The sequence below is a fragment of the Brucella haematophila genome, from assembly GCF_005938105.1.
GTDB classification, from domain to species: Bacteria; Pseudomonadota; Alphaproteobacteria; order Rhizobiales; family Rhizobiaceae; genus Brucella; species Brucella haematophila.
Map to the genome: position 1 here is coordinate 93,433 of NZ_VCPE01000014.1, position 18,370 is coordinate 111,802.

Sequence of the window (18,370 nt, forward strand, 5' to 3'; positions counted from 1 at the left end):
AGTGTTAGATCGTTAGATATTCTGGCCACCCGACACTTCGATGCGCTGGCCGGTGATCCAGCCCGTACCGCCCGACAAAATGGCAGCCACTGCACCGCCAATGTCGTCCGGACGACCGACGCGACCCATGGCAGTGGTGCTGGCAATCATCTTGTTGACTTCCGGCATGTCGCGTACCAAGCCACCGCCGAAATCCGTTTCGATGGCGCCCGGCGCAATCGCGTTCACCGCAATGCCGCGCGGGCCAAGCTCGCGGGCCAGATAGCGCGTCAGAACCTCGATCCCACCCTTCATGGTCGCATAGGCCGAATAGCCCGGCAGTGCAAAACGGGCGAGCCCGGTCGAGACGTTGAGGATTTTGCCGCCATCCTCGATCAGCGGCAGCAGGGTCTGCGTCAGGAAGAAAACGCCTTTCAGATGCACATTGACCAGACCGTCGAAATCTTCTTCCGTGGTTTCGGCAAATGGCTTGTGAACGCCATAACCGGCATTGTTCACCAGATAGTCGAAGCGCGTCCGCTGCCATTTATCCTGAAGCGCCTGCCGCAGCTTCTCTGCAAAATCCGCAAAACTGGCAACCTTCGCCGTATCCAGCGGCAAGGCGATGGCGGTGCCGCCCTCGGCTGCGATTTCGGAAACTGTCTCTTCTGCTGCTTTCGCATTGCTCTGATAGGTCAGAACGATGCCGACGCCCTGCTTGGCCAGATGAAGTGCTGCGTTGCGGCCAAGCCCCCGGCTACCGCCCGTGATGAGTGCAATCGTCATGTCAGTTTCCTTTCGTTCAACGAACTCTGGTTCCTATATTGGCGCTTTCCCGTTCGCTCGGCCTGCCTCATCCTCCGCGAAACATGCCCAATCCTCCGAAGGCTCCGATTTCTGTGTCGCCGGAAATAAAGGCTTGCTATGCTTTTGCCATGTCCGAACACGCTTCAAATCTCGCAGCCCGCTGCATCGAAATCGCCCAGGAAACTGCGGCGGGGCCTTATCCTGCGCCGACAGGCATCGAAGGCGTGACAGTGGTATGCTCAACGGCCGTATCGGAGATCCGGCCCGATATGTATCAGCCGATGATTTGCCTGGTCCTCCAGGGTGCCAAAGAAATATTGCATGGCGAACGCGCCGTTCGCTTCGATGCGGGCATGACGGCGATAGTCTCGCACGAATTGATTACAGGCGCGCGAATTGTCGATGCCAGCCCCGATAATCCCTATGTGGCTCTTGCCTGCCGGATTGATCTGGAAATTTTGCGCGCGCTTCAGGGCGAGATTGAGCCGGATATGATTGCAGCGGCGCGCAGCGAAGCCGTGGCCACCGGCAGGGCCGATGCGGGCGTGACAGATGCCATGACGCGGCTGCTCGATCTGCGCGACAAGCCGCTCGAACGCCGCGTTCTCGAACCGATGATCCGCAAGGAACTGCATTTCCGTGTGCTTCTGACCCGTAATGGCGCGATGCTGCGCCAGCTTGCCCAGCCGGGCAGTCCGGCAAGCCGCATCGCAAAAGCGATCACCCATATCAAGCAGCACTGGAACGACCCGATCCGCACGGAAGAACTGGCGGATATTGCCGGAATGAGCCCTTCCAGCTTCCACGAGCATTTCAAATCCGTCATGGCCACCACGCCGCTGCAATATCAAAAGGCGCTGCGGCTTCTGGAAGCGCGCCGCCAGTTGAGCGAGACCGCCGTGCCGGTTTCCTCGGTTGCTTTTGCTGTCGGCTATGAAAGCCCGACGCAGTTCAGCCGCGATTATCGCCGCGCCTACGGCACCCCGCCTCGCGAAATGCGGGCGCGATAAGGGACTATTTTTCAGGCAAAGCCCGCACATAATCGATAAAGGCACGCAATGGCTTCGGCATGACCCGGCTCGAAAAATAGAGATGCGGCCCGCCGAAAGCTGGCCACCAGTCGGACAGCACAGGCACCAGTTCGCCACGCTGCTGATAGGGTTCCAGCCAGTTGCGGAAACTGTAGATCAGGCCATGTCCTGCCACTGCCAGATTGAAAGCGCCCCATACGCCAGTCGTGCCGATGATCAGCCGCCCCGGCGGATCGACCGTGACAATCTCGCCGTCCTTCTCGAATTCCCAATCGGTTAGTGCGCCGCTGATAAAACGCATGCGGATACAATCATGCTCCAGCACATCGGCTGGATGCTGCGGCATCCCGCGTTTCTCTATGTAGCTTGGCGCGGCCATCAGCGCACCCCATTGCCGACGCGGCCCGATGGGCACCGCGATCATATCCTGCGCCAGATGCTCGCCATAGCGGATACCAGCGTCGCAGCCAATGGCAATGAAATCGACGAACCGATCATCCACCATGACCTCGATCTGCACATCCGGATGTTTGGCAAGAAAGCCGTCGATCAGCGGTGGCAGAATGTCATACATCACTGCGCCGGGCACATTCAGTTTCAGCCTGCCCCGCACCTCGTTCTGCGAACTGGCAGCTTCATCAAGGGCGGCGCGCGCTTCGGCCATCACCGGGCCAAGCCGTTCCACGAGGGCGCTGCCCGCCTCTGTCAGGTGAACGCTGCGCGTGGTGCGGATCAGCAGCGGTACGCCCAGCCGCGCCTCCAGTCGCGAGACCGTCTCGCTGACCATGGAGGCCGAAACGCCGAGCCACCGCGCTGCATTGCGAAAGCCGCCGGAACGGGCCACCGCCAGAAAGACCGATACGTCATCAAGGGGAAGAAGCTGCCTATTGTTCGCCATAGCAAACAAGCTATCCGCTTCAAGCCCGATTATCAATGCTTATGCGATCAGTCATAGTTCGGGAAAAGGAGATTTCAGATGAGCAATCATTCTTCCGCCGCCCCTGTGACGGACATTCAAAGCAGCCCGGCAGCCGCAGCCGGTCGCTTCACCTTTCCCGGCACCTCGATTTCCGTCAACAGGATGGGCTATGGCGCCATGCAGCTTGCCGGGTCGCATGCCTTTGGAGAACCGCGCGACCCCGATGAAGCCCGCGCCGTGCTGCGTGAAGCCTTGGCGCTCGGCATCGACCATATCGACACCAGCGACTTCTACGGTCCTTATGTAACCAACCGGCTCATTCGCGAGGCGCTTTACCCCTACCCCGCCGAACTGACGCTGGTGACCAAGATTGGTGCACGGCGCGACGAACAGGGCAACTGGATCTTGCAGCGCGATGCGGATTTCCTGCGCCGTTCTGTCGAAGACAATCTCGAACGCCTCGGTCTTGACCAGATCGCCATTGTCAATCTGCGGATGGGCGGACCTGCCGATGACGTTGCCACGCCCATGCGGGCCATGCGGCAGATGCAGGATGAAGGCCTGCTCGGCCATATCGGCATCAGCAATATCGACGCTGCGCAATTGCAGACAGCGCGCGACATTGCCCCGATTGTCTGCGTGCAGAACCTCTATAATCTGGTGAACCGGACCGATGAGGCCATGATCGACCATCTGGCTGAAGACGGCATCCCTTACGTCCCCTTCTTCCCGCTGGGCGGCTTCAACCCGTTGCAGACAGATGAACTGAACAGGGTCGCGGAAGAAATGGGTGAAAGCCCGCAAAGCGTGGCTCTTGCCTGGCTGCTGCAACGCAGCCCGAATATTCTGCTGATCCCCGGCACATCGCGCAGAACCCATCTGCGCCAGAATATCGCCGCAGCAGCCTTGACGATCAGCCCCGCACACAAGGCCCGTCTGGACGCCATAGCCAGCCTCGCCTGATGCAGCCTGCAATCGCATAAAATAAAACCGCCTCAAGGGCGGTTTTATTGCTAGAGCGGTTCCGGTTAAAACGGAATCGTGAAGCCGCTCTATCTATTTGTTTTTACGCATTATCCTACGCATCGAAGCAGGATCAGAAATCAGTCCAGTGGACTGATTTCCCTGCGTAGGCGCTACGCACTTTTGCTGGAAATGCTCTAATGCTCTGACTCAGATGCCTGGCTCTTCTTCGAGCAGTCCGGTCACGAAATCGAAAAGGCCGGGGCGGCGGTCACGACGCAGGCGCTCGGCCTCGATGATCGACTTGATCGCCGCAAAAGAACGGTCGAGGTCCTCATTGATGACGATATAATCGTATTTCACCCATTTCTGGATTTCAAAACGGGCGTTCTGCAAGCGCGTCTCGATCACTTCCGGCGTGTCTTCCGCACGGCGGTTGAGGCGCTGCTGCAATTCGCGCATCGTCGGCGGCAGGATGAAGATCGACACCACATCGGCAGGCATCTTCGCCTGAAGCTGATCAGCCCCCTGCCAGTCGATGTCGAACAGCATGTCCTGCCCGTCAGCCAGCGCAATCTCGGCGGTTTCGCGCAAGGTGCCGTAGAAATTGCCGTGCACTTCCGCCCATTCGATCAGTTCGTCATTGTCGCGCAGGCGCTCGAACTCGCGAATAGTCTTGAAGTGATAATGCACCCCTTCGATCTCGCTTGGACGGCGCTGGCGCGTCGTTACGCTGATCGACAGCGAAAGGTCCATCTTCTTGTCTTCCAGCAACAGCCGGGCAATGGTGGATTTTCCAGCGCCCGACGGCGACGAGATCACCACCATCAAGCCTCTGCGCGCGACGCCATTTTCAACTGAAGAGATGGCCATGTACTGTTACTCCAGATTCTGTACTTGTTCGCGAAACTGATCGACGACCGCCTTCAGTTCCAGCCCGATGGCCGTGATCGACGCCGCGTTCGATTTGGAACACAGTGTATTCGCTTCACGATTAAATTCCTGTGAAAGAAAATCGAGCTTGCGCCCGACCGGCCCGCCATCGGCGAGCAATTTGTGTGCGGAGGCGACATGGGTGTCGAGCCGGTCCAGCTCTTCCTGAATATCCGCCTTGGTCGCAAGAAAGGCCGCTTCCTGATAAAGCCGGGCTTCGTCCAGATCGCGCGGGCCGTCGAGCAACAGCGCAACCTGCGCGGCCAGCCGCGCCTTGATGGCGTCCGTGCTCCTCGACGGGTCCTGACGCGCCGCTTCCGTCAGACGGCCGATCGTATCGACATGGCCGGACAGGATCGTGAAAAGCGCCTTGCCTTCCTGCGCCCGCGCCTCGGCAATGGCTTTCAGCGCGCCTTCGAAGGCTGCCACGATGGCCGCTTCCAGCCCCGTGCGGGCATCGTCATCTTCCGCGACCTGTGCCTGATCGATCATGCCGCGCAGCGACAGAACACCATCGACGCTCGCAGGCGCCAGACCGTGCTTTTCCTGCAATTCCGCGCCAAGTTTCAGCACCTCCGCCAGCATGGCGTGGTTGATGACGAAATTGGCCTGCTCGTCGGCACGCTCGACACTCAGGCTCGCCTGAAAATTACCGCGGGAGAAATGGCGCGCCAGCATGGACCGCACCGGATGTTCGGCGGCTTCAAGCCCCTGTGGCAGACGCAGACGCAGATCAAGCCCCTTGCCATTGACCGAGCGCACTTCCCAAACGATGCGCGCCTCGCCATTGGCACCGTCATGCTGCACGGCGTAACGCGCAAATCCGGTCATGCTCTGGAGCGCCATGCGTCCGTTCCCCTCAACTGTGCACAGGGGCGACTGGCCTGCCTGTGCATCGAAACTCACTCAAAGCGCCTCGCCTCACCACGCGAAAACACTGTATTCAATCAAACATACAGAGCCGGCGCTATTCAGCAACCGGCTCTGAAAAATTCGCACAGATACGTTTCAGCAGCTTTTTACTGCCCCGCACTCTGGCCGTTGCTCTGATTTGTATTCTGGCCACCAGCGGCACCGCCAGTACTGTTCTGCTGTTCCACATTGCGCCACTTGCGAACATTGGCGTTGTGTTCCTGCAAAGTCTTCGAGAAGACGTGCCCACCGGTGCCATCCGCCACGAAATACAGATCTTCCGTGTCGAGCGGATTGGCGACCGCCTCAAGTGCCGCCTTGCCCGGATTGGCAATCGGCGTCGGCGGCAAGCCATTGATGACATAGGTGTTGTAAGGCGTTGGCTTTTCGATATCCGACTTGAAAATCGGACGGTCGGACGGTTTGCCCGCGCCGCCGAACAGGCCGTAGATGATCGTCGGATCCGATTGCAGGCGCATATTCTTGTTCAGACGATTGACGAAGACCGAAGCAACATGCGGACGCTCGGATGCGATGCCCGTTTCCTTCTCGACGATGGAAGCCAGCGTTACGAATTGATTGCGATCCTTGACCGGCAGGTCCGGGCCGCGCTTCGCCCAGATATCGTCAACCAGCTTCTTTTGCGAAGCAACCATGCGGTCGATGATTTCCGTGCGCGAGGTGCCGCGCGTGAAATGCAGCGTGTCGGTGAACAGCGAACCTTCCGGCGGAAAATCCTTTGGCATATCGCCCACAAGGATCGGGTCGGCGGAAATGCGGTCGAAAATCTGCTTGACGGTCAGCCCTTCAGGAACCGTCAGCGGATACATGATCGACTTGCCGCTGATCAGGATATTCATCACGTCGCGCATGGTTGCGCCAGCCGGAATGGCATATTCACCGGCCTTGAGGTCGTTTTCGTGACCATAGGCGCGCATGCCGAACCGGAAAATACGTCCATCGCTGATGATTTCGCGGGCTTCGAGGCTGTTCGTCACTTCGGAAATGCCAGCGCCGCGCTTGACCAGAAAAGTGGTGGCGTCTGGCAGCGGCCCCGGACCGTCGAACTGCATCTTGCCGAAATAGAACAGCGCCGATGCGCCGAGCAAAGCCAGCACGACGAGCGACAGCATGAAATTCATGAACACGACGATCTGGCTGCGCGCATGGCGCGAACGCTTGCGCGGCGGCGGCGTGCCGGGTTCCGGACGCAGGGCTTCGGACGCGGATTTGGGAACAAACGGCTTTGCCGCCGCTGTCGTTTCCGACGGCGTTTCAGGCTTTGCAGCCTTCGCTTGCTCTTCGGCAGAGTTGTTTCCGGGTTGTTCCCCGGGCTTTACCTCTGAATTCACTCCATCACCTCGGTCCTGTAGCCTTGACAGACAGCGCCACGACGATGCGTGACTCGTCTGTCCCGAGCGGCTTTCCGCAGATCATGCCTTCGAAGCACCGAAAGCAGGCTTACCCTAACCGCTGTTGCAGATTTTAAATATCGCTTCCGGTTATATTTTGGCAAAAACGCGGAGAAATCCCCGCGTTTTTATTTATTCCTATTAGATTTTGACTTTCCGACTGGAAAAGCCGGTCAGGAATAGCGACGCAGCACCAGCGAAGCGTTGGTTCCGCCGAATCCGAAGGAGTTCGACAGGGCCACGTCGATCTTGCGTTCGCGCGCCTTATGCGGCACCAGATCGATCTTGGTCTGGACCGCCGGATTGTCGAGATTGAGCGTCGCAGGCGCAACATTGTCGCGAATGGCCAGCGTCGAGAAAATCGCTTCGGCAGCACCGGCAGCACCCAGAAGATGGCCGATGGACGACTTGGTCGAGGACATGGAAATCTTCGAAGCCGCATCGCCGACCACGCGCTCGACAGCGCCCAGCTCGATCGTATCAGCCATGGTCGATGTGCCATGGGCGTTGATGTAATCGATCTGGTCCGGCGTGATTTCAGCGCGCTTGAGAGCCGCAACCATGCAGCGCTCGGCGCCTTCGCCGCTCTCGGTCGGAGCCGTGATGTGATAGGCATCGCCCGACAGGCCGTAACCGATCACTTCGGCATAGATCTTCGCGCCACGCGCCAGCGCGTGTTCAAGTTCTTCCAGAACCACAACGCCCGCACCTTCGCCCATGACGAAGCCGTCGCGGTCGTCGTCATAAGGACGCGACGCGGCGGTCGGGTCATCGTTGCGCTTGGTGGAAAGCGCCTTGCAGGCTGCAAAGCCCGCCAGCGAAATGCGGCTGACCGGCGATTCCGTACCACCGGCAACCATCACGTCAGCATCGCCGAAAGCGATCAGGCGTGCGGCATCGCCAATGGCGTGCGTGCCCGTTGCACAAGCGGTGACGACCGAATGGTTCGGGCCGCGCAGATTGTGCTTGATCGACACATGGCCGGAAGCCAGGTTGATCAGACGTCCGGGAATGAAGAACGGGGAAATGCGGCGTGGGCCCTTGTCGCGCAGCGTGTAGCCTGCTTCGACGATGCCTTCGATGCCGCCAATGCCGGAACCGATCAGAACGCCGGTGCGCACCTGATCTTCGTCGCTCTCGGGATGCCAGTTCGCGTCATCCAGCGCCTGATCGGCAGCGCCGACGGCATAGACGATGAACGGATCGACCTTACGCTGTTCCTTGGGCTCCATATGGAGGTCGGCATTGAACGTGCCGTTGGTACCGTCGCCTACCGGAATGCGGCAGGCAATCTGGCAGGCCAGATCGTCAACCTCGAATTCCGTGATGCGGCGAGCCCCGCTTTCGCCAGCCAGAAGCCGCTTCCAGGACTCTTCCACACCGCTTGCAAGCGGTGACACCAGACCGAGACCGGTGATGACGACACGCCTCATATCCACCCCTTAAAACTGTTATGTCACGAGCATCAACCCGCAGGCTTTCACCGGCAGATGCAACGTCCGGGCCTGATATAAGGGATGATGCTCCAATCGTTAAATCGGAGTCTGCCGCAGGAGCCAGTCGAAACTTGGACGACGCTTGGCATCCCGGCAAATTCACTTGAATGCCGAAAACGGCACGCACAGACATCCATAAGACTGTTCTGTGCGTTGTAGCTGCTGGCATTCCCGGACGCGAGCGGCCTCTTTTCAAAGGCGCCGCATCCGGCAATGTCAGACTATAGCTCAGAATACAGGCAGGGCCGGGATCCGAAGAGCCCAGCCCTCAACTCTGTTCTGATTAGGCAGAAGCCTTGTCGATGAACTTCACGGCGTCGCCGACCGTGAGGATCGTTTCTGCAGCGTCGTCAGGAATTTCAACGCCGAATTCTTCTTCGAAAGCCATGACCAGCTCGACGGTGTCGAGGCTGTCTGCGCCGAGATCATCAATGAAGCTTGCGCCTTCCGTGACCTTGTCGGCATCTACGCCCAGATGTTCAACAACGATTTTCTTGACGCGCTCTGCGGTATCGCTCATGTCGGAACCTCGACCTGTGTGTTTGTTGCTCTGCCTTGGTTAGCGGCATGCAGGATTGTAATCAAGTTATAAGATGCCTGTCAGCTTCAAGCGATGTCGCCCGGACAGCCATCCTGTGGATATTCCTTTCGGAACAGGATCGCGACATTTCCATTAGAAACACCGCAACTCTCGATGGGCGCATTACCACGCTTCTTGGGCGAGGCAAAGCGCCTTTTCCTGTCACGCCCCCGCTATTAAGGTATTTTATACCATAATTCAGGGGGGTGAAGGGGATCAGATCATGGCCATGCCGCCATTGATATGCAGCGTCTGGCCCGTCACGTAACCGGCCTGCTCGCTGGCCAGATAGACCACGGCAGCAGCGATATCGGCGCCCACGCCCATGCGCTTCATGGGAATATTGGCCATGATCGCTTCTTTCTGCTTGTCGTTCAGCTTGTCGGTCATGGCCGATTCGATGAAGCCCGGCGCAATGCAATTCACCGTCACATTGCGGCTTGCGATTTCCTGCGCCAGCGACTTGGAGAAGCCGATAAGGCCCGCCTTCGATGCGCAATAATTCGCCTGACCCGGATTGCCGGTCACGCCAACGATGGAGGTGATGTTGATAATGCGGCCATTGCGGCGGCGCATCATCGGATGGGTCAGCTCACGCGTCAGATTGAAGACCGAGGTGAGATTGACGTTCAGAACAGCATCCCAGTCTTCGTCGCTCATGCGCACGAATAGACCGTCGCGGGTGATACCGGCATTGTTGACGAGAATATCAACGCCGCCCAGCTCTTCTTCCGCCTTCTGGCCGAGCGCCTTGACGGCTTCGCGATCCGACAGATTGGCCGGGAAGATGAAAGTACGGTCGCCGAGTTCGGCAGCCAGTTCCTTCAGCTTTTCTTCGCGCGTGCCATGCAGGCCGACAATAGCGCCCTGTGCATGGAGAGCGCGAGCAATCGCTTCACCCAGACCGCCGGTCGCACCGGTTACGAGAGCCTTGCGGCCAGTCAGATCAAACATGCGAAATCCCTTTTAAGCGTTGAGAGCAGCTATCGCTGCTTCGATTTCTTCAGCCGAACCAACGGCAGCGCCCGACACATCCTTGGAGATGCGACGCGCCAGACCGGTCAGAACCTTGCCCGAACCTACTTCATAAAGCGAAGTCACGCCATTGGCGGCAAACCATTCCACGGTTTCGCGCCAGCGCACCTGACCCGTCACCTGTTCGACCAGCAGATCGGCAATTTCGTTGGCGTCCGTCACCGGCGCTGCACGCACATTGGCGATGAGCGGCACAACCGGATTGTGCTTTTCGACGCTGGCCAGCGCTTCGCGCATTGCTTCGGCGGCAGGCGCCATCAGGGTCGAATGGAAAGGTGCGGACACCGGCAGCATGATGGCGCGCTTCGCGCCCTTCTCGGACGCAAGCGAAGCCGCCAGCTCGACCGCAGCCTTGGAACCCGAAATCACCAGCTGGCCGCCGCCATTGTCATTGGCGATCTGAACAGAACCGGAAGCCTTGGCTTCCGTGCAGATCGCTTCAACGTCGCCATGTTCCAGACCGATGATGGCCGCCATCGCGCCTTCACCAACCGGAACGGCCTTCTGCATCGCGTTGCCGCGAATGCGCAGGAGACGCGCCGTGTCGGCAAGCGAGAACGTACCAGCAGCACAAAGCGCCGAATATTCGCCCAACGAGTGACCGGCCACGTAGGAAACCTTTTCCTTCAGCGAGAAGCCACGCGCTTCCATGACGCGCAGGACGGCCATCGACACGGCCATCAGCGCAGGCTGCGCATTGGCAGTGAGCGTCAGAACGTCTTCCGGGCCTTCGAACATGGTGGCAGACAGCTTTTCGCCGAGCGCTGCGTCCACTTCGTCAAAGACGGCGCGCGCTTCCGCGAACTGTTCGGCCAGGGCCTTGCCCATGCCTACCGCCTGGCTGCCCTGTCCGGGAAAGGTAAATGCTACCGCCATTGATGCCTCATTCTGGTTTTATACATATGACGATGTCGAAACCGGTATCCGTTTTCGCCGACATGCCCTGCAATTAATGCACAATTTGGCGCGATGTGCCTTAGCCTTGGGCGAAAAGTCAAGCATTTGTCGGTTTTTCGGGGATATCGCGCTTGCAAACAAGGGGAAAAACACGTAATAGCCGCCCGTTCATTGCTCGGCACCAGCTGGGGGCTGAACGGAGGGCCGTGTCCCTAACTAATGATTTAGTTAGAAATACGTTGGAAGTCATAAGCGCTTCGGCCTCCCGTGTCTCCGCTCTCGACCGTCTCAAGTACGCGTCCTTTCTTCACCGGTTTTCCGGCAAAAGAGAAGTCGCAGGGGCTTAGCCGCTGGTGTCGGCGTGATATAACGAAGAAAGGCAAAGCCAATGGCTCTTTATGAACATGTGCTTCTTGCCCGCCAGGACATTTCCCAGCAGCAGGTCGACGCTCTCGTCGAACAGTACAAGGGTGTCCTCGAAGCTAATGGCGGCAAGGTCGGTAAGGTTGAAGCTTGGGGTCTGCGTCCCCTCACCTACCGTATCAACAAGAACCGTAAGGCGTATTATACGCTTCTGAACATCGACGCTCCGGCTGCTGCCGTTGCTGAAATGGAACGTCAGATGCGTATCAATGAAGACGTCCTGCGCTTCATGACCATTCGCGTTGAAGAACACGAAGAAGGCCAGTCGGCTATGCTGACCCGCCGTGACGACCGTCGCGAGCGTGATGGTGATGACCGTCCGCGCCGCCGTGAAGGTGGTTTCGACCGCGGTGATCGTGGCGATCGCGGTGATCGCGGCCCACGTCGCCCACGCGACAACGAAGCTGGTGAAGGAGCATAATCATGGTTGATATCAATCAGATCCCGACCCGCCGTCCTTTCCATCGCCGTCGCAAGACGTGCCCGTTCTCCGGCGCAAACGCACCGAAGATCGACTACAAGGACATCAAGCTTCTGCAGCGTTACATTTCCGAACGCGGCAAGATCGTTCCTTCCCGTATTACGGCTGTCAGCCAGAAGAAGCAGCGTGAACTCGCCAAGGCGATCAAGCGCGCTCGTTTCCTCGGCCTGCTGCCTTACGTTGTGAAGTAAGATCGAGTGAAGTAAGACATTTTCGGGAGGCATTCTCATCAGAGTTTGCCTCCCGATCCCCTTTTCCTCCATTGCGATGGGCGCGACGGAGTGTATTAAAAACCCAAGTTGAGACGCAGCCCTCGTGCCGTCTCTAACTGCAAAACCGGAATAGCCGGAGCAGGACAGCGAGACTGATGAAATTCAATGGAACCATTATTGGTGTCGGCATATTGGCGGGGCTTGCCTCGGCATTGATGTCGTCCGGCGTCATTGTCCAGTCGGGCATGGCGATGGTTCTGTATTTCCTGACGCCGCTTCCCATTTTCGTCGCAGCACTCGGCTGGGGTTCCACCGCCGGTATCGTTGCAGCAGCCGTCGCAACCATCGCAGTCGGCGTTTTTGCCGTTCCGATGGCTGCCCTCCTGATGGCGCTGACGAGCTATGTCCCTGCCGCCATCGGCGCATATCTGTCCGGCCTTGCGCGTCCTGCCGAAGAACTGGGCGGACCGAAGGACGTGATGGTCTGGTATCCGCTGTCGGATATCGTGTTCCGCCTCGCCTTGATGGTGGCGGTCTCCTTCATCGTCATCGGCGCAATTCTCGGCTTCGGCCCGGATATGGCGCGGGAACTGGCCAATGCGGTTATCGACCGCGTTGCGGAAGCTGACCCACAATTCACCGCCAGCGATGAAATGCGCGACACAATGTCGGCGCTGTTGATGTTCGCCCTTCCGGCGATCCAGCCCGCCACCTGCCTCGCCATTCTGGTCGGTAATCTCTATCTGGCGCTGCGCCTGACCGCCATGTCGGGCCGTCTGCGCCGTCCGCGTGACGATTGGCCCGCAACGCTGCGCATGCCGCGCCCGGCGCTGATCGTCTTCGCAATCGCGCTTGCTGTCGCCTTCTTCTCGGGCGCCGCCGGTCTGGTGGCAACCGTGGTGGTGGGCGCACTCGGCGCAGGCTTCATGATGGCGGGTCTTGCCATCATGCATATGCGCACACGCGGCAAGGTATGGCGCCCGGTGGCGCTGTGGTTTGCCTATTTTGCGATCATTCTCTTCGCATTCCTGCTCTTCGTCTTCATGGTTGTCGGCCTTTTCGATACGTCGCGTGGCGCGCCGATCTCGAAAATTCCGGGCAGCGACAAGAGCACCGATAAACAACAGTAACCCGAATCAAACACTCGAAAGGAAACTCCAATGGAAGTCATTCTTCTGGAACGCATTGGCCGCCTCGGCCAGATGGGCGAAACCGTCAAGGTCAAGGACGGCTATGCCCGTAACTTCCTGCTCCCGCAGGGCAAGGCTCTTCGTGCCAACGAAGCCAACAAGAAGAAGTTCGAAGGCCAGCGCGCTCAGCTCGAAGCCCAGAACCTGGAACGCAAGAACGAAGCAAGCGCCGTTGCTGAAAAGCTCAGCGGCCAGAGCTTCATCGTTGTGCGTTCGGCTGGTGAAACCGGTCAGCTCTACGGTTCGGTTTCGACCCGCGACATCGCCGACATCATCACCGCAAACGGCTTCACCCTGCACCGCAACCAGGTTGAACTGAACCATCCGATCAAGACGATCGGCCTGCACGAAGTTTCGATTTCGCTGCATCCGGAAGTTCAGGTTGAAGTGACCGTCAACATCGCTCGTTCGAACGAAGAAGCTGAACGTCAGGCAAAGGGTGAAGACCTCACCTCGATCGAAGCCATCTACGGCATCGAAGAAGCCCCGCTTTCGGAAGAAGTCTTCGACGAAGACGAAGAAGCTGAAGACCAGGCTTAATTAGCCACCTATTATCTCCAGAAAGCCTGTTTTCGTAATAGGCATTCCAATGGTGGTAAACTTTAAATGATCATGCCCGGCGGCCTCCGCCGGGCATTTTCTCTTTCCAGAACGGGAAAACTGCCTATTCTTCTCCTTGGTAATGTATTGGAGAGGGTGCAGACGGAAACGTCCGCGTTGCTTAAGACAGCGTTCCCAAGGCCGGTAGACCTTATGGATCACTGCCTGAAAATCTAATGACAGTGTGGCTCGACAAGAGGATACACAAGCCGCCTGCCGTGCAACCGCATGGATGCTACGCCTGCCTCATCCATAAAAGGAGATGGGGCCGATGTATGGAATGATGCGTACTGTTCTTTCGCATATGATTAAAACCGGAGACCTGACGGTCACCGATTCTAGTGGTGCGCGTTCGCAGTATGGCGACAAGACCGGTGTGCCGGTTCATATACACTTCAAGACGAAGCACGCCGAGCGCGCCGTAGCGCTCGACCCCGAACTGAAACTCGCCGAATGCTTCATGGACGGCGAGATCGATTTTCTGGACGGTGATATTTACACGTTGCTCCAGATCGTATTCGAAAATACCGGGCCAACCGCCGCGACTGAGCCTTGGATGAAGGCGCTTGCAAAGCTGCGCATTCTGTTCCGCCGCTTCCAGCAGATGAACACGATTGCGCGTTCGTCCGACAATATAAAAAGCCATTACGACCTGTCCGGTGAGCTTTACGACCTGTTTCTCGATCCGGACAAGCAGTATTCCTGCGCCTATTTCGAAACACCAAATGCAACGCTCGCCGAGGCGCAACTCGCCAAGAAGCGCCATATCGCGGCGAAACTGCTGGTGAAGGAAGGCGACAACGTGCTGGATATCGGCTGCGGCTGGGGCGGCATGGGCCTGTATCTCGCCCGCCACCTCAAGGCCAATGTGACCGGCGTGACCTTGTCGGAAGAACAGCACGGCATCGCCAATCAGCGCGCCCTTGATGAAGGACTTTCGGACCGCGCCAAGTTCGAGCTGACCGACTATCGCAACATTGACGACAAGTTCGACCGTCTGGTTTCGGTCGGCATGTTCGAGCATGTCGGTGTCGGCCATTTTGCGGAATATTTCCAGCATGTGGCACGGCTGATGAAGCCGGATGGCGTGTTCCTGCTGCATGCCATCGGGCGTTCCGACGGACCGGGCGCGACCAATCCGTTCATCCGCAAATACATCTTTCCGGGCGGCTATATCCCTGCCCTGTCGGAGGTGCTGCCGCATATCGAAAAGGCCGGGCTTTATGTCACAGACATCGAAATTCTGCGGCTGCATTATGCGGAAACGCTCAAGGCCTGGCGTGAGGCCTTCATGGCCAATCGCGAGCGGGCCAAGGCGCTTTATGACGAACGCTTCTGCCGCATGTGGGAGTTTTATCTCGCCGCATCGGAAAGCGCCTTCCGCTGGCAGAACATGATGGTGTTCCACATCCAGATTGCGCACCGGCAGGAATCCGTTCCGCTGACGCGCAACTATATCGAAGCGGAAGAAAAGCGCCTGAAGCGGCTCGACAGTGCACCAAAGGGGGCCAATAGCGAGGCCCGCGCCGTCAAGAAAAGCATGAATGCCTGATCCGGCAAGCGCCGGTTCACACGATCAAAGAAGGGCTGCCGTCTCCGGCAGCCCTTTTTTACGTTATTCGGCCTTCAGCACGAGTCCGTGTCCTACTCGACCTTCGGCACTAGACTATGTCTTCCTCGGCCTTCGGCACGAGTCTATGTTTTAGTCGGCCTTCGGCACTCCGGCCTCCCACTTGTCCCAATGGGCGACAATATCATCGACCAGCGGTGAACCAACGAGATAGATGTTCTGCACCGTCTCGGCGAAACCGCCTGCCGTCTGACCCGGAGCCGGATCTAGGTGCTGCAAGGTGGTTTCATTCGGGTTGCCCTGATCGAAATTCACCGCGCCACGCAGGCTGGCAATACGATCCGTGCCGAACTGGCGCTTGATGACCAGCGTGATCGCTGCCGCTTCCATTTCAGTCACGAGATAATCATCGGCGCCGTAAAGATGCGCAATGTACTGCGCCTCTTTCGACAGGCCAGGGCCATGGAAGAACGTATCGCCGGTCATATGCGTGCCGGTCTTCAGGGATGGCTTGGCCTGTGCGGCCTTGTCGGGATACCGCATGCGATAGTTCTGGGCTTCCTGCGAATCGCGCAGCTCCACCTTCGAGCCAAGGTGCATGGCAGCCGCGACCAGATCGGGATTGAGCTTAAAGACGCGATAATCCTCATAGCCCTTGCGCGGCATGAAAACCGGCTCGCCGGGTTTGCCTTCTTCCGGGGCCCAGCGATGGCCGAGATCGTAATCGACCAGCCAGGTCGCCCAGCTCACATCACCGATGGTGCCGCGTGATGGCGGCGTACCGGCCACGCCCGACAGAATGTAATAGCTCTTCGAGAAATCGAAGGCCGGATCGAGCAGAATGGCCTGCATACTGGCCGACGAATTGACCTTGCCCATGCCCAGCACCGAACCGCAGACACCGTCATCATTGCAATAGACCGGCTTCAGCGCGCCTTTCACTTCGATGGGCTTGGCGTCTTTCCAATAGCGCTCATACCACCATTGAAACTCGCCAGCGCGATCGCCGCTGTTCTGCCCGATCTCGAACATGGCCGCGATGAAAACCTTGACCTTGATCGGTTCGGCAGCAGCAGCCTGTGCCGTAAACGAAGCGAGATAAGCCAGGCAGGAAAAAAGCCCGGCTGCGATCAGTCGATGCCGCATGAATGAACCTTTGCATGAAGAGCCTGTCGCCGGAATCACGCATGATCCGGGGCAGACGAATTTCGGAGATAAAGGCAGAGTAATATCCACCGTTAATCACGGCAACGCCCGTCAAGAACATAGCGTCCATGCGCAGGCGCAAACTGTGAATCAGTGTGAATCATGGTATAGCTTATCCCTTCCAGCAGGAATCATCCGAAGCCGCGTTGCGTTTGGCATCACATGACGGTTAGCTGGCAGTATCAGGGACAGGATCAAGAATCATGGCGGAAGCGGCGGTACGCAAACTCGAGGATGTGCGCGATCAGAAAGACGCACTCTATCGGGAAGCACCACACAATATCGAAGCGGAACAGGCATTGCTGGGCGCAATCCTGATCAACAACGACGCCTTTTACCGCATATCGGACTTTCTGAAGCCGACCCATTTCTTCGAACCGCTACACCGCCGTATCTATGAGATCACCACCGATCTCATCCGCGTCGGCAAGATGGCCAATCCGGTCACCATGAAGACCTTCCTGCCTGACGGCAAGGTGGGCGATCTTTCGATATTCCAATATGTCACGCGCCTTGCCACCGAGGCCGTGACCATCATCAATGCTGCGGATTATGGCCGCGCGATCTATGATCTGGCGACCCGCCGTGCGCTGATCGGGATCGGCGAGGACATGGTCAATGTCGCCTATGATGCGCCGGTCGACAACGCGCCACAGGAACAGATCGAGGACGCCGAGCGCCGCCTGTTCGAACTGGCCGAAACCGGCCGTTACGATGGCGGCTTCCTGCCGTTCAAGGATGCCGTGACCACCGCCGTGGACATGGCCAATGCCGCTTTCATGCGCGATGGCCACCTGTCCGGTGTTTCGACCGGCATTCATACGCTGGACGGCAAGATGGGCGGCTTGCAGCCTTCCGACTTGATCATTCTCGCCGGACGTCCGGGCATGGGCAAGACCTCGCTCGCCACCAACATCGCCTTCAACATCGCCAATTCCTATGAGCCGGACCAGCAGGCCGATGGAACGGTGAAAGCCAAGAATGGCGGCGTCGTCGGCTTTTTCTCGCTCGAAATGTCGGCGGAACAGCTTGCAACCCGTATCATTTCCGAGCAGACGGAAGTGTCGTCCTCGAAAATCCGCCGTGGCGATATCACCGAGACCGATTTCGAAAAGCTGGTCGCCTGCTCGCAGGTGATGCAGAAAATCCCGCTTTATATCGACCAGACCGGTGGTATTTCCATCGCGCAGCTTGCCGCCCGCGCCCGTCGTCTCAAGCGCCAGCGCGGCCTTGATGTTCTGGTGATCGACTACGTTCAGCTGATGACCGGCTCGTCGAAGGCCTCGGCACAGAACCGCGTGCAGGAAATCACCGAAATCACCACCGGCCTGAAGGCGCTCGGCAAGGAACTGAACGTTCCGATCATCGCGCTTTCCCAGCTCTCGCGTCAGGTGGAAAGCCGCGACGACAAGCGCCCGCAGCTCTCCGATCTTCGTGAATCAGGCTCGATCGAGCAGGACGCCGACGTGGTGCTGTTCGTGTTCCGCGAGGAATATTACGTCAAGAACCTTGAGCCGCGCGACGAATTCGACCCGAAATACGAAGAATGGAAGCAGCATTTCGAAAAAGTGCGCGGCACTGCCGATGTCATCATCGCCAAGCAGCGTCACGGACCGACCGGAACGGTCAAGCTCGCCTTCCAGTCCGAATTCACGCGATTTGCAGATCTGGCCGAGGGTTCCTATCTCCCGGAGCAGTATGAATAGTATTTCTTCGAAAAAGGC

18 protein-coding genes are annotated in these 18,370 nt (G+C 58.3%); 8 read left to right on the forward strand and 10 right to left on the reverse strand.

The window, feature by feature from the left end:
- Positions 1-12: 12 nt before the first annotated feature.
- Positions 13-765 carry an SDR family NAD(P)-dependent oxidoreductase gene (locus FGI60_RS19380; RefSeq protein WP_078338066.1) on the reverse strand — a complete coding sequence of 251 codons (753 nt, stop codon included), beginning with the start codon at positions 763-765 and terminating at the stop codon, positions 13-15.
- A gap of 149 nt (positions 766-914) precedes the next feature.
- Here FGI60_RS19380 and FGI60_RS19385 point away from each other — a divergent pair, with 149 nt between their 5' ends.
- Positions 915-1,796 carry an AraC family transcriptional regulator gene (locus tag FGI60_RS19385; protein ID WP_171058812.1) on the forward strand — a complete coding sequence of 294 codons (882 nt, stop codon included), beginning with the start codon at positions 915-917 and terminating at the stop codon, positions 1,794-1,796.
- 4 nt (positions 1,797-1,800) lie between these two features.
- Here FGI60_RS19385 and FGI60_RS19390 read toward each other — a convergent pair whose 3' ends face one another.
- Entirely contained in the window at positions 1,801-2,715 is a 915-nt protein-coding gene (locus FGI60_RS19390; protein ID WP_138786573.1) for a LysR family transcriptional regulator, read from the reverse strand.
- Between the two features lie 78 nt (positions 2,716-2,793).
- Between FGI60_RS19390 and FGI60_RS19395 the strand changes: the two genes are divergently transcribed.
- Positions 2,794-3,699: an oxidoreductase gene (locus FGI60_RS19395; RefSeq protein WP_138786574.1), complete on the forward strand. Its 906-nt coding sequence runs from the start codon at positions 2,794-2,796 to the stop codon at positions 3,697-3,699.
- Positions 3,700-3,909: 210 nt separating this feature from the next.
- Here the strand turns inward: FGI60_RS19395 and gmk are convergent, their stop codons facing one another.
- The 7 genes from gmk to fabD all read right to left on the reverse strand — a co-directional run bounded on the left by gmk (position 3,910) and on the right by fabD (position 10,943).
- A complete protein-coding gene (gene gmk, locus FGI60_RS19400) occupies positions 3,910-4,572 on the reverse strand; it encodes a guanylate kinase (protein ID WP_078338062.1) in 663 nt (220 codons plus the stop codon).
- A gap of 6 nt (positions 4,573-4,578) precedes the next feature.
- Positions 4,579-5,478, reverse strand: a complete 900-nt coding sequence (locus FGI60_RS19405; protein WP_138786640.1) for a YicC/YloC family endoribonuclease — start codon at positions 5,476-5,478, stop codon at positions 4,579-4,581.
- A 173-nt stretch (positions 5,479-5,651) separates the two neighbouring features.
- A complete protein-coding gene (gene mltG / locus FGI60_RS19410) occupies positions 5,652-6,896 on the reverse strand; it encodes an endolytic transglycosylase MltG (RefSeq protein ID WP_235889862.1) in 1,245 nt (414 codons plus the stop codon).
- A 233-nt stretch (positions 6,897-7,129) separates the two neighbouring features.
- Positions 7,130-8,389 (reverse strand): beta-ketoacyl-ACP synthase II, encoded by a 1,260-nt coding sequence (fabF, locus tag FGI60_RS19415; RefSeq protein ID WP_138786576.1) that lies wholly within the window; start codon positions 8,387-8,389, stop codon positions 7,130-7,132.
- Positions 8,390-8,735: 346 nt separating this feature from the next.
- Positions 8,736-8,972, reverse strand: a complete 237-nt coding sequence (locus FGI60_RS19420) for an acyl carrier protein (RefSeq protein WP_002963616.1) — start codon at positions 8,970-8,972, stop codon at positions 8,736-8,738.
- A 276-nt stretch (positions 8,973-9,248) separates the two neighbouring features.
- Positions 9,249-9,986: a 3-oxoacyl-[acyl-carrier-protein] reductase gene (fabG, locus tag FGI60_RS19430; protein ID WP_138786577.1), complete on the reverse strand. Its 738-nt coding sequence runs from the start codon at positions 9,984-9,986 to the stop codon at positions 9,249-9,251.
- 12 nt (positions 9,987-9,998) lie between these two features.
- Entirely contained in the window at positions 9,999-10,943 is a 945-nt protein-coding gene (gene fabD, locus FGI60_RS19435; protein WP_138786578.1) for an ACP S-malonyltransferase, read from the reverse strand.
- A gap of 409 nt (positions 10,944-11,352) precedes the next feature.
- Here fabD and rpsF point away from each other — a divergent pair, with 409 nt between their 5' ends.
- From rpsF to FGI60_RS19465, 5 genes are all read left to right on the forward strand, one after another.
- Entirely contained in the window at positions 11,353-11,808 is a 456-nt protein-coding gene (gene rpsF, locus FGI60_RS19445) for a 30S ribosomal protein S6 (RefSeq protein WP_121537353.1), read from the forward strand.
- A 2-nt stretch (positions 11,809-11,810) separates the two neighbouring features.
- On the forward strand, positions 11,811-12,059 hold the full coding sequence (gene rpsR / locus FGI60_RS19450) for a 30S ribosomal protein S18 (protein ID WP_006466219.1): 249 nt from the start codon (positions 11,811-11,813) through the stop codon (positions 12,057-12,059).
- Positions 12,060-12,235: 176 nt separating this feature from the next.
- Positions 12,236-13,210: a DUF2232 domain-containing protein gene (locus FGI60_RS19455; protein WP_138786579.1), complete on the forward strand. Its 975-nt coding sequence runs from the start codon at positions 12,236-12,238 to the stop codon at positions 13,208-13,210.
- A gap of 30 nt (positions 13,211-13,240) precedes the next feature.
- On the forward strand, positions 13,241-13,810 hold the full coding sequence (gene rplI, locus FGI60_RS19460; RefSeq protein ID WP_078338055.1) for a 50S ribosomal protein L9: 570 nt from the start codon (positions 13,241-13,243) through the stop codon (positions 13,808-13,810).
- Positions 13,811-14,141: 331 nt separating this feature from the next.
- The gene (locus tag FGI60_RS19465; protein ID WP_138786580.1) at positions 14,142-15,422 is read left to right on the forward strand and encodes an SAM-dependent methyltransferase; all 1,281 of its coding nucleotides are present in this window, start codon (positions 14,142-14,144) and stop codon (positions 15,420-15,422) included.
- Between the two features lie 150 nt (positions 15,423-15,572).
- On the opposite strand, the gene FGI60_RS19470 is transcribed toward FGI60_RS19465, so the two are convergent.
- Positions 15,573-16,586, reverse strand: coding sequence for a purine-nucleoside phosphorylase (locus FGI60_RS19470; protein ID WP_138786581.1), 1,014 nt, complete (start codon positions 16,584-16,586; stop codon positions 15,573-15,575).
- A gap of 263 nt (positions 16,587-16,849) precedes the next feature.
- Here FGI60_RS19470 and FGI60_RS19475 point away from each other — a divergent pair, with 263 nt between their 5' ends.
- Entirely contained in the window at positions 16,850-18,352 is a 1,503-nt protein-coding gene (locus tag FGI60_RS19475) for a replicative DNA helicase (RefSeq protein ID WP_138786582.1), read from the forward strand.
- The last annotated feature ends 18 nt before the right edge of the window (positions 18,353-18,370 follow it).

What these genes read in the sequence shown, in the direction of transcription:
- FGI60_RS19420 (WP_002963616.1), bottom strand. Translation starts at nt 8,972, where the DNA reads ATGAGCGATACCGCAGAGCGCGTCAAGAAAATCGTTGTTGAACATCTG.
- FGI60_RS19470 (WP_138786581.1), bottom strand. Translation starts at nt 16,586, where the DNA reads ATGCGGCATCGACTGATCGCAGCCGGGCTTTTTTCCTGCCTGGCTTAT.
- FGI60_RS19465 (WP_138786580.1), top strand. Translation starts at nt 14,142, where the DNA reads ATGTATGGAATGATGCGTACTGTTCTTTCGCATATGATTAAAACCGGA.
- fabF (WP_138786576.1), bottom strand. Translation starts at nt 8,389, where the DNA reads ATGAGGCGTGTCGTCATCACCGGTCTCGGTCTGGTGTCACCGCTTGCA.
- FGI60_RS19380 (WP_078338066.1), bottom strand. Translation starts at nt 765, where the DNA reads ATGACGATTGCACTCATCACGGGCGGTAGCCGGGGGCTTGGCCGCAAC.
- FGI60_RS19390 (WP_138786573.1), bottom strand. Translation starts at nt 2,715, where the DNA reads ATGGCGAACAATAGGCAGCTTCTTCCCCTTGATGACGTATCGGTCTTT.
- rpsR (WP_006466219.1), top strand. Translation starts at nt 11,811, where the DNA reads ATGGTTGATATCAATCAGATCCCGACCCGCCGTCCTTTCCATCGCCGT.
- fabG (WP_138786577.1), bottom strand. Translation starts at nt 9,986, where the DNA reads ATGTTTGATCTGACTGGCCGCAAGGCTCTCGTAACCGGTGCGACCGGC.
- FGI60_RS19455 (WP_138786579.1), top strand. Translation starts at nt 12,236, where the DNA reads ATGAAATTCAATGGAACCATTATTGGTGTCGGCATATTGGCGGGGCTT.
- FGI60_RS19405 (WP_138786640.1), bottom strand. Translation starts at nt 5,478, where the DNA reads ATGGCGCTCCAGAGCATGACCGGATTTGCGCGTTACGCCGTGCAGCAT.
- fabD (WP_138786578.1), bottom strand. Translation starts at nt 10,943, where the DNA reads ATGGCGGTAGCATTTACCTTTCCCGGACAGGGCAGCCAGGCGGTAGGC.
- gmk (WP_078338062.1), bottom strand. Translation starts at nt 4,572, where the DNA reads ATGGCCATCTCTTCAGTTGAAAATGGCGTCGCGCGCAGAGGCTTGATG.
- rplI (WP_078338055.1), top strand. Translation starts at nt 13,241, where the DNA reads ATGGAAGTCATTCTTCTGGAACGCATTGGCCGCCTCGGCCAGATGGGC.
- FGI60_RS19475 (WP_138786582.1), top strand. Translation starts at nt 16,850, where the DNA reads ATGGCGGAAGCGGCGGTACGCAAACTCGAGGATGTGCGCGATCAGAAA.
- FGI60_RS19385 (WP_171058812.1), top strand. Translation starts at nt 915, where the DNA reads ATGTCCGAACACGCTTCAAATCTCGCAGCCCGCTGCATCGAAATCGCC.
- FGI60_RS19395 (WP_138786574.1), top strand. Translation starts at nt 2,794, where the DNA reads ATGAGCAATCATTCTTCCGCCGCCCCTGTGACGGACATTCAAAGCAGC.
- rpsF (WP_121537353.1), top strand. Translation starts at nt 11,353, where the DNA reads ATGGCTCTTTATGAACATGTGCTTCTTGCCCGCCAGGACATTTCCCAG.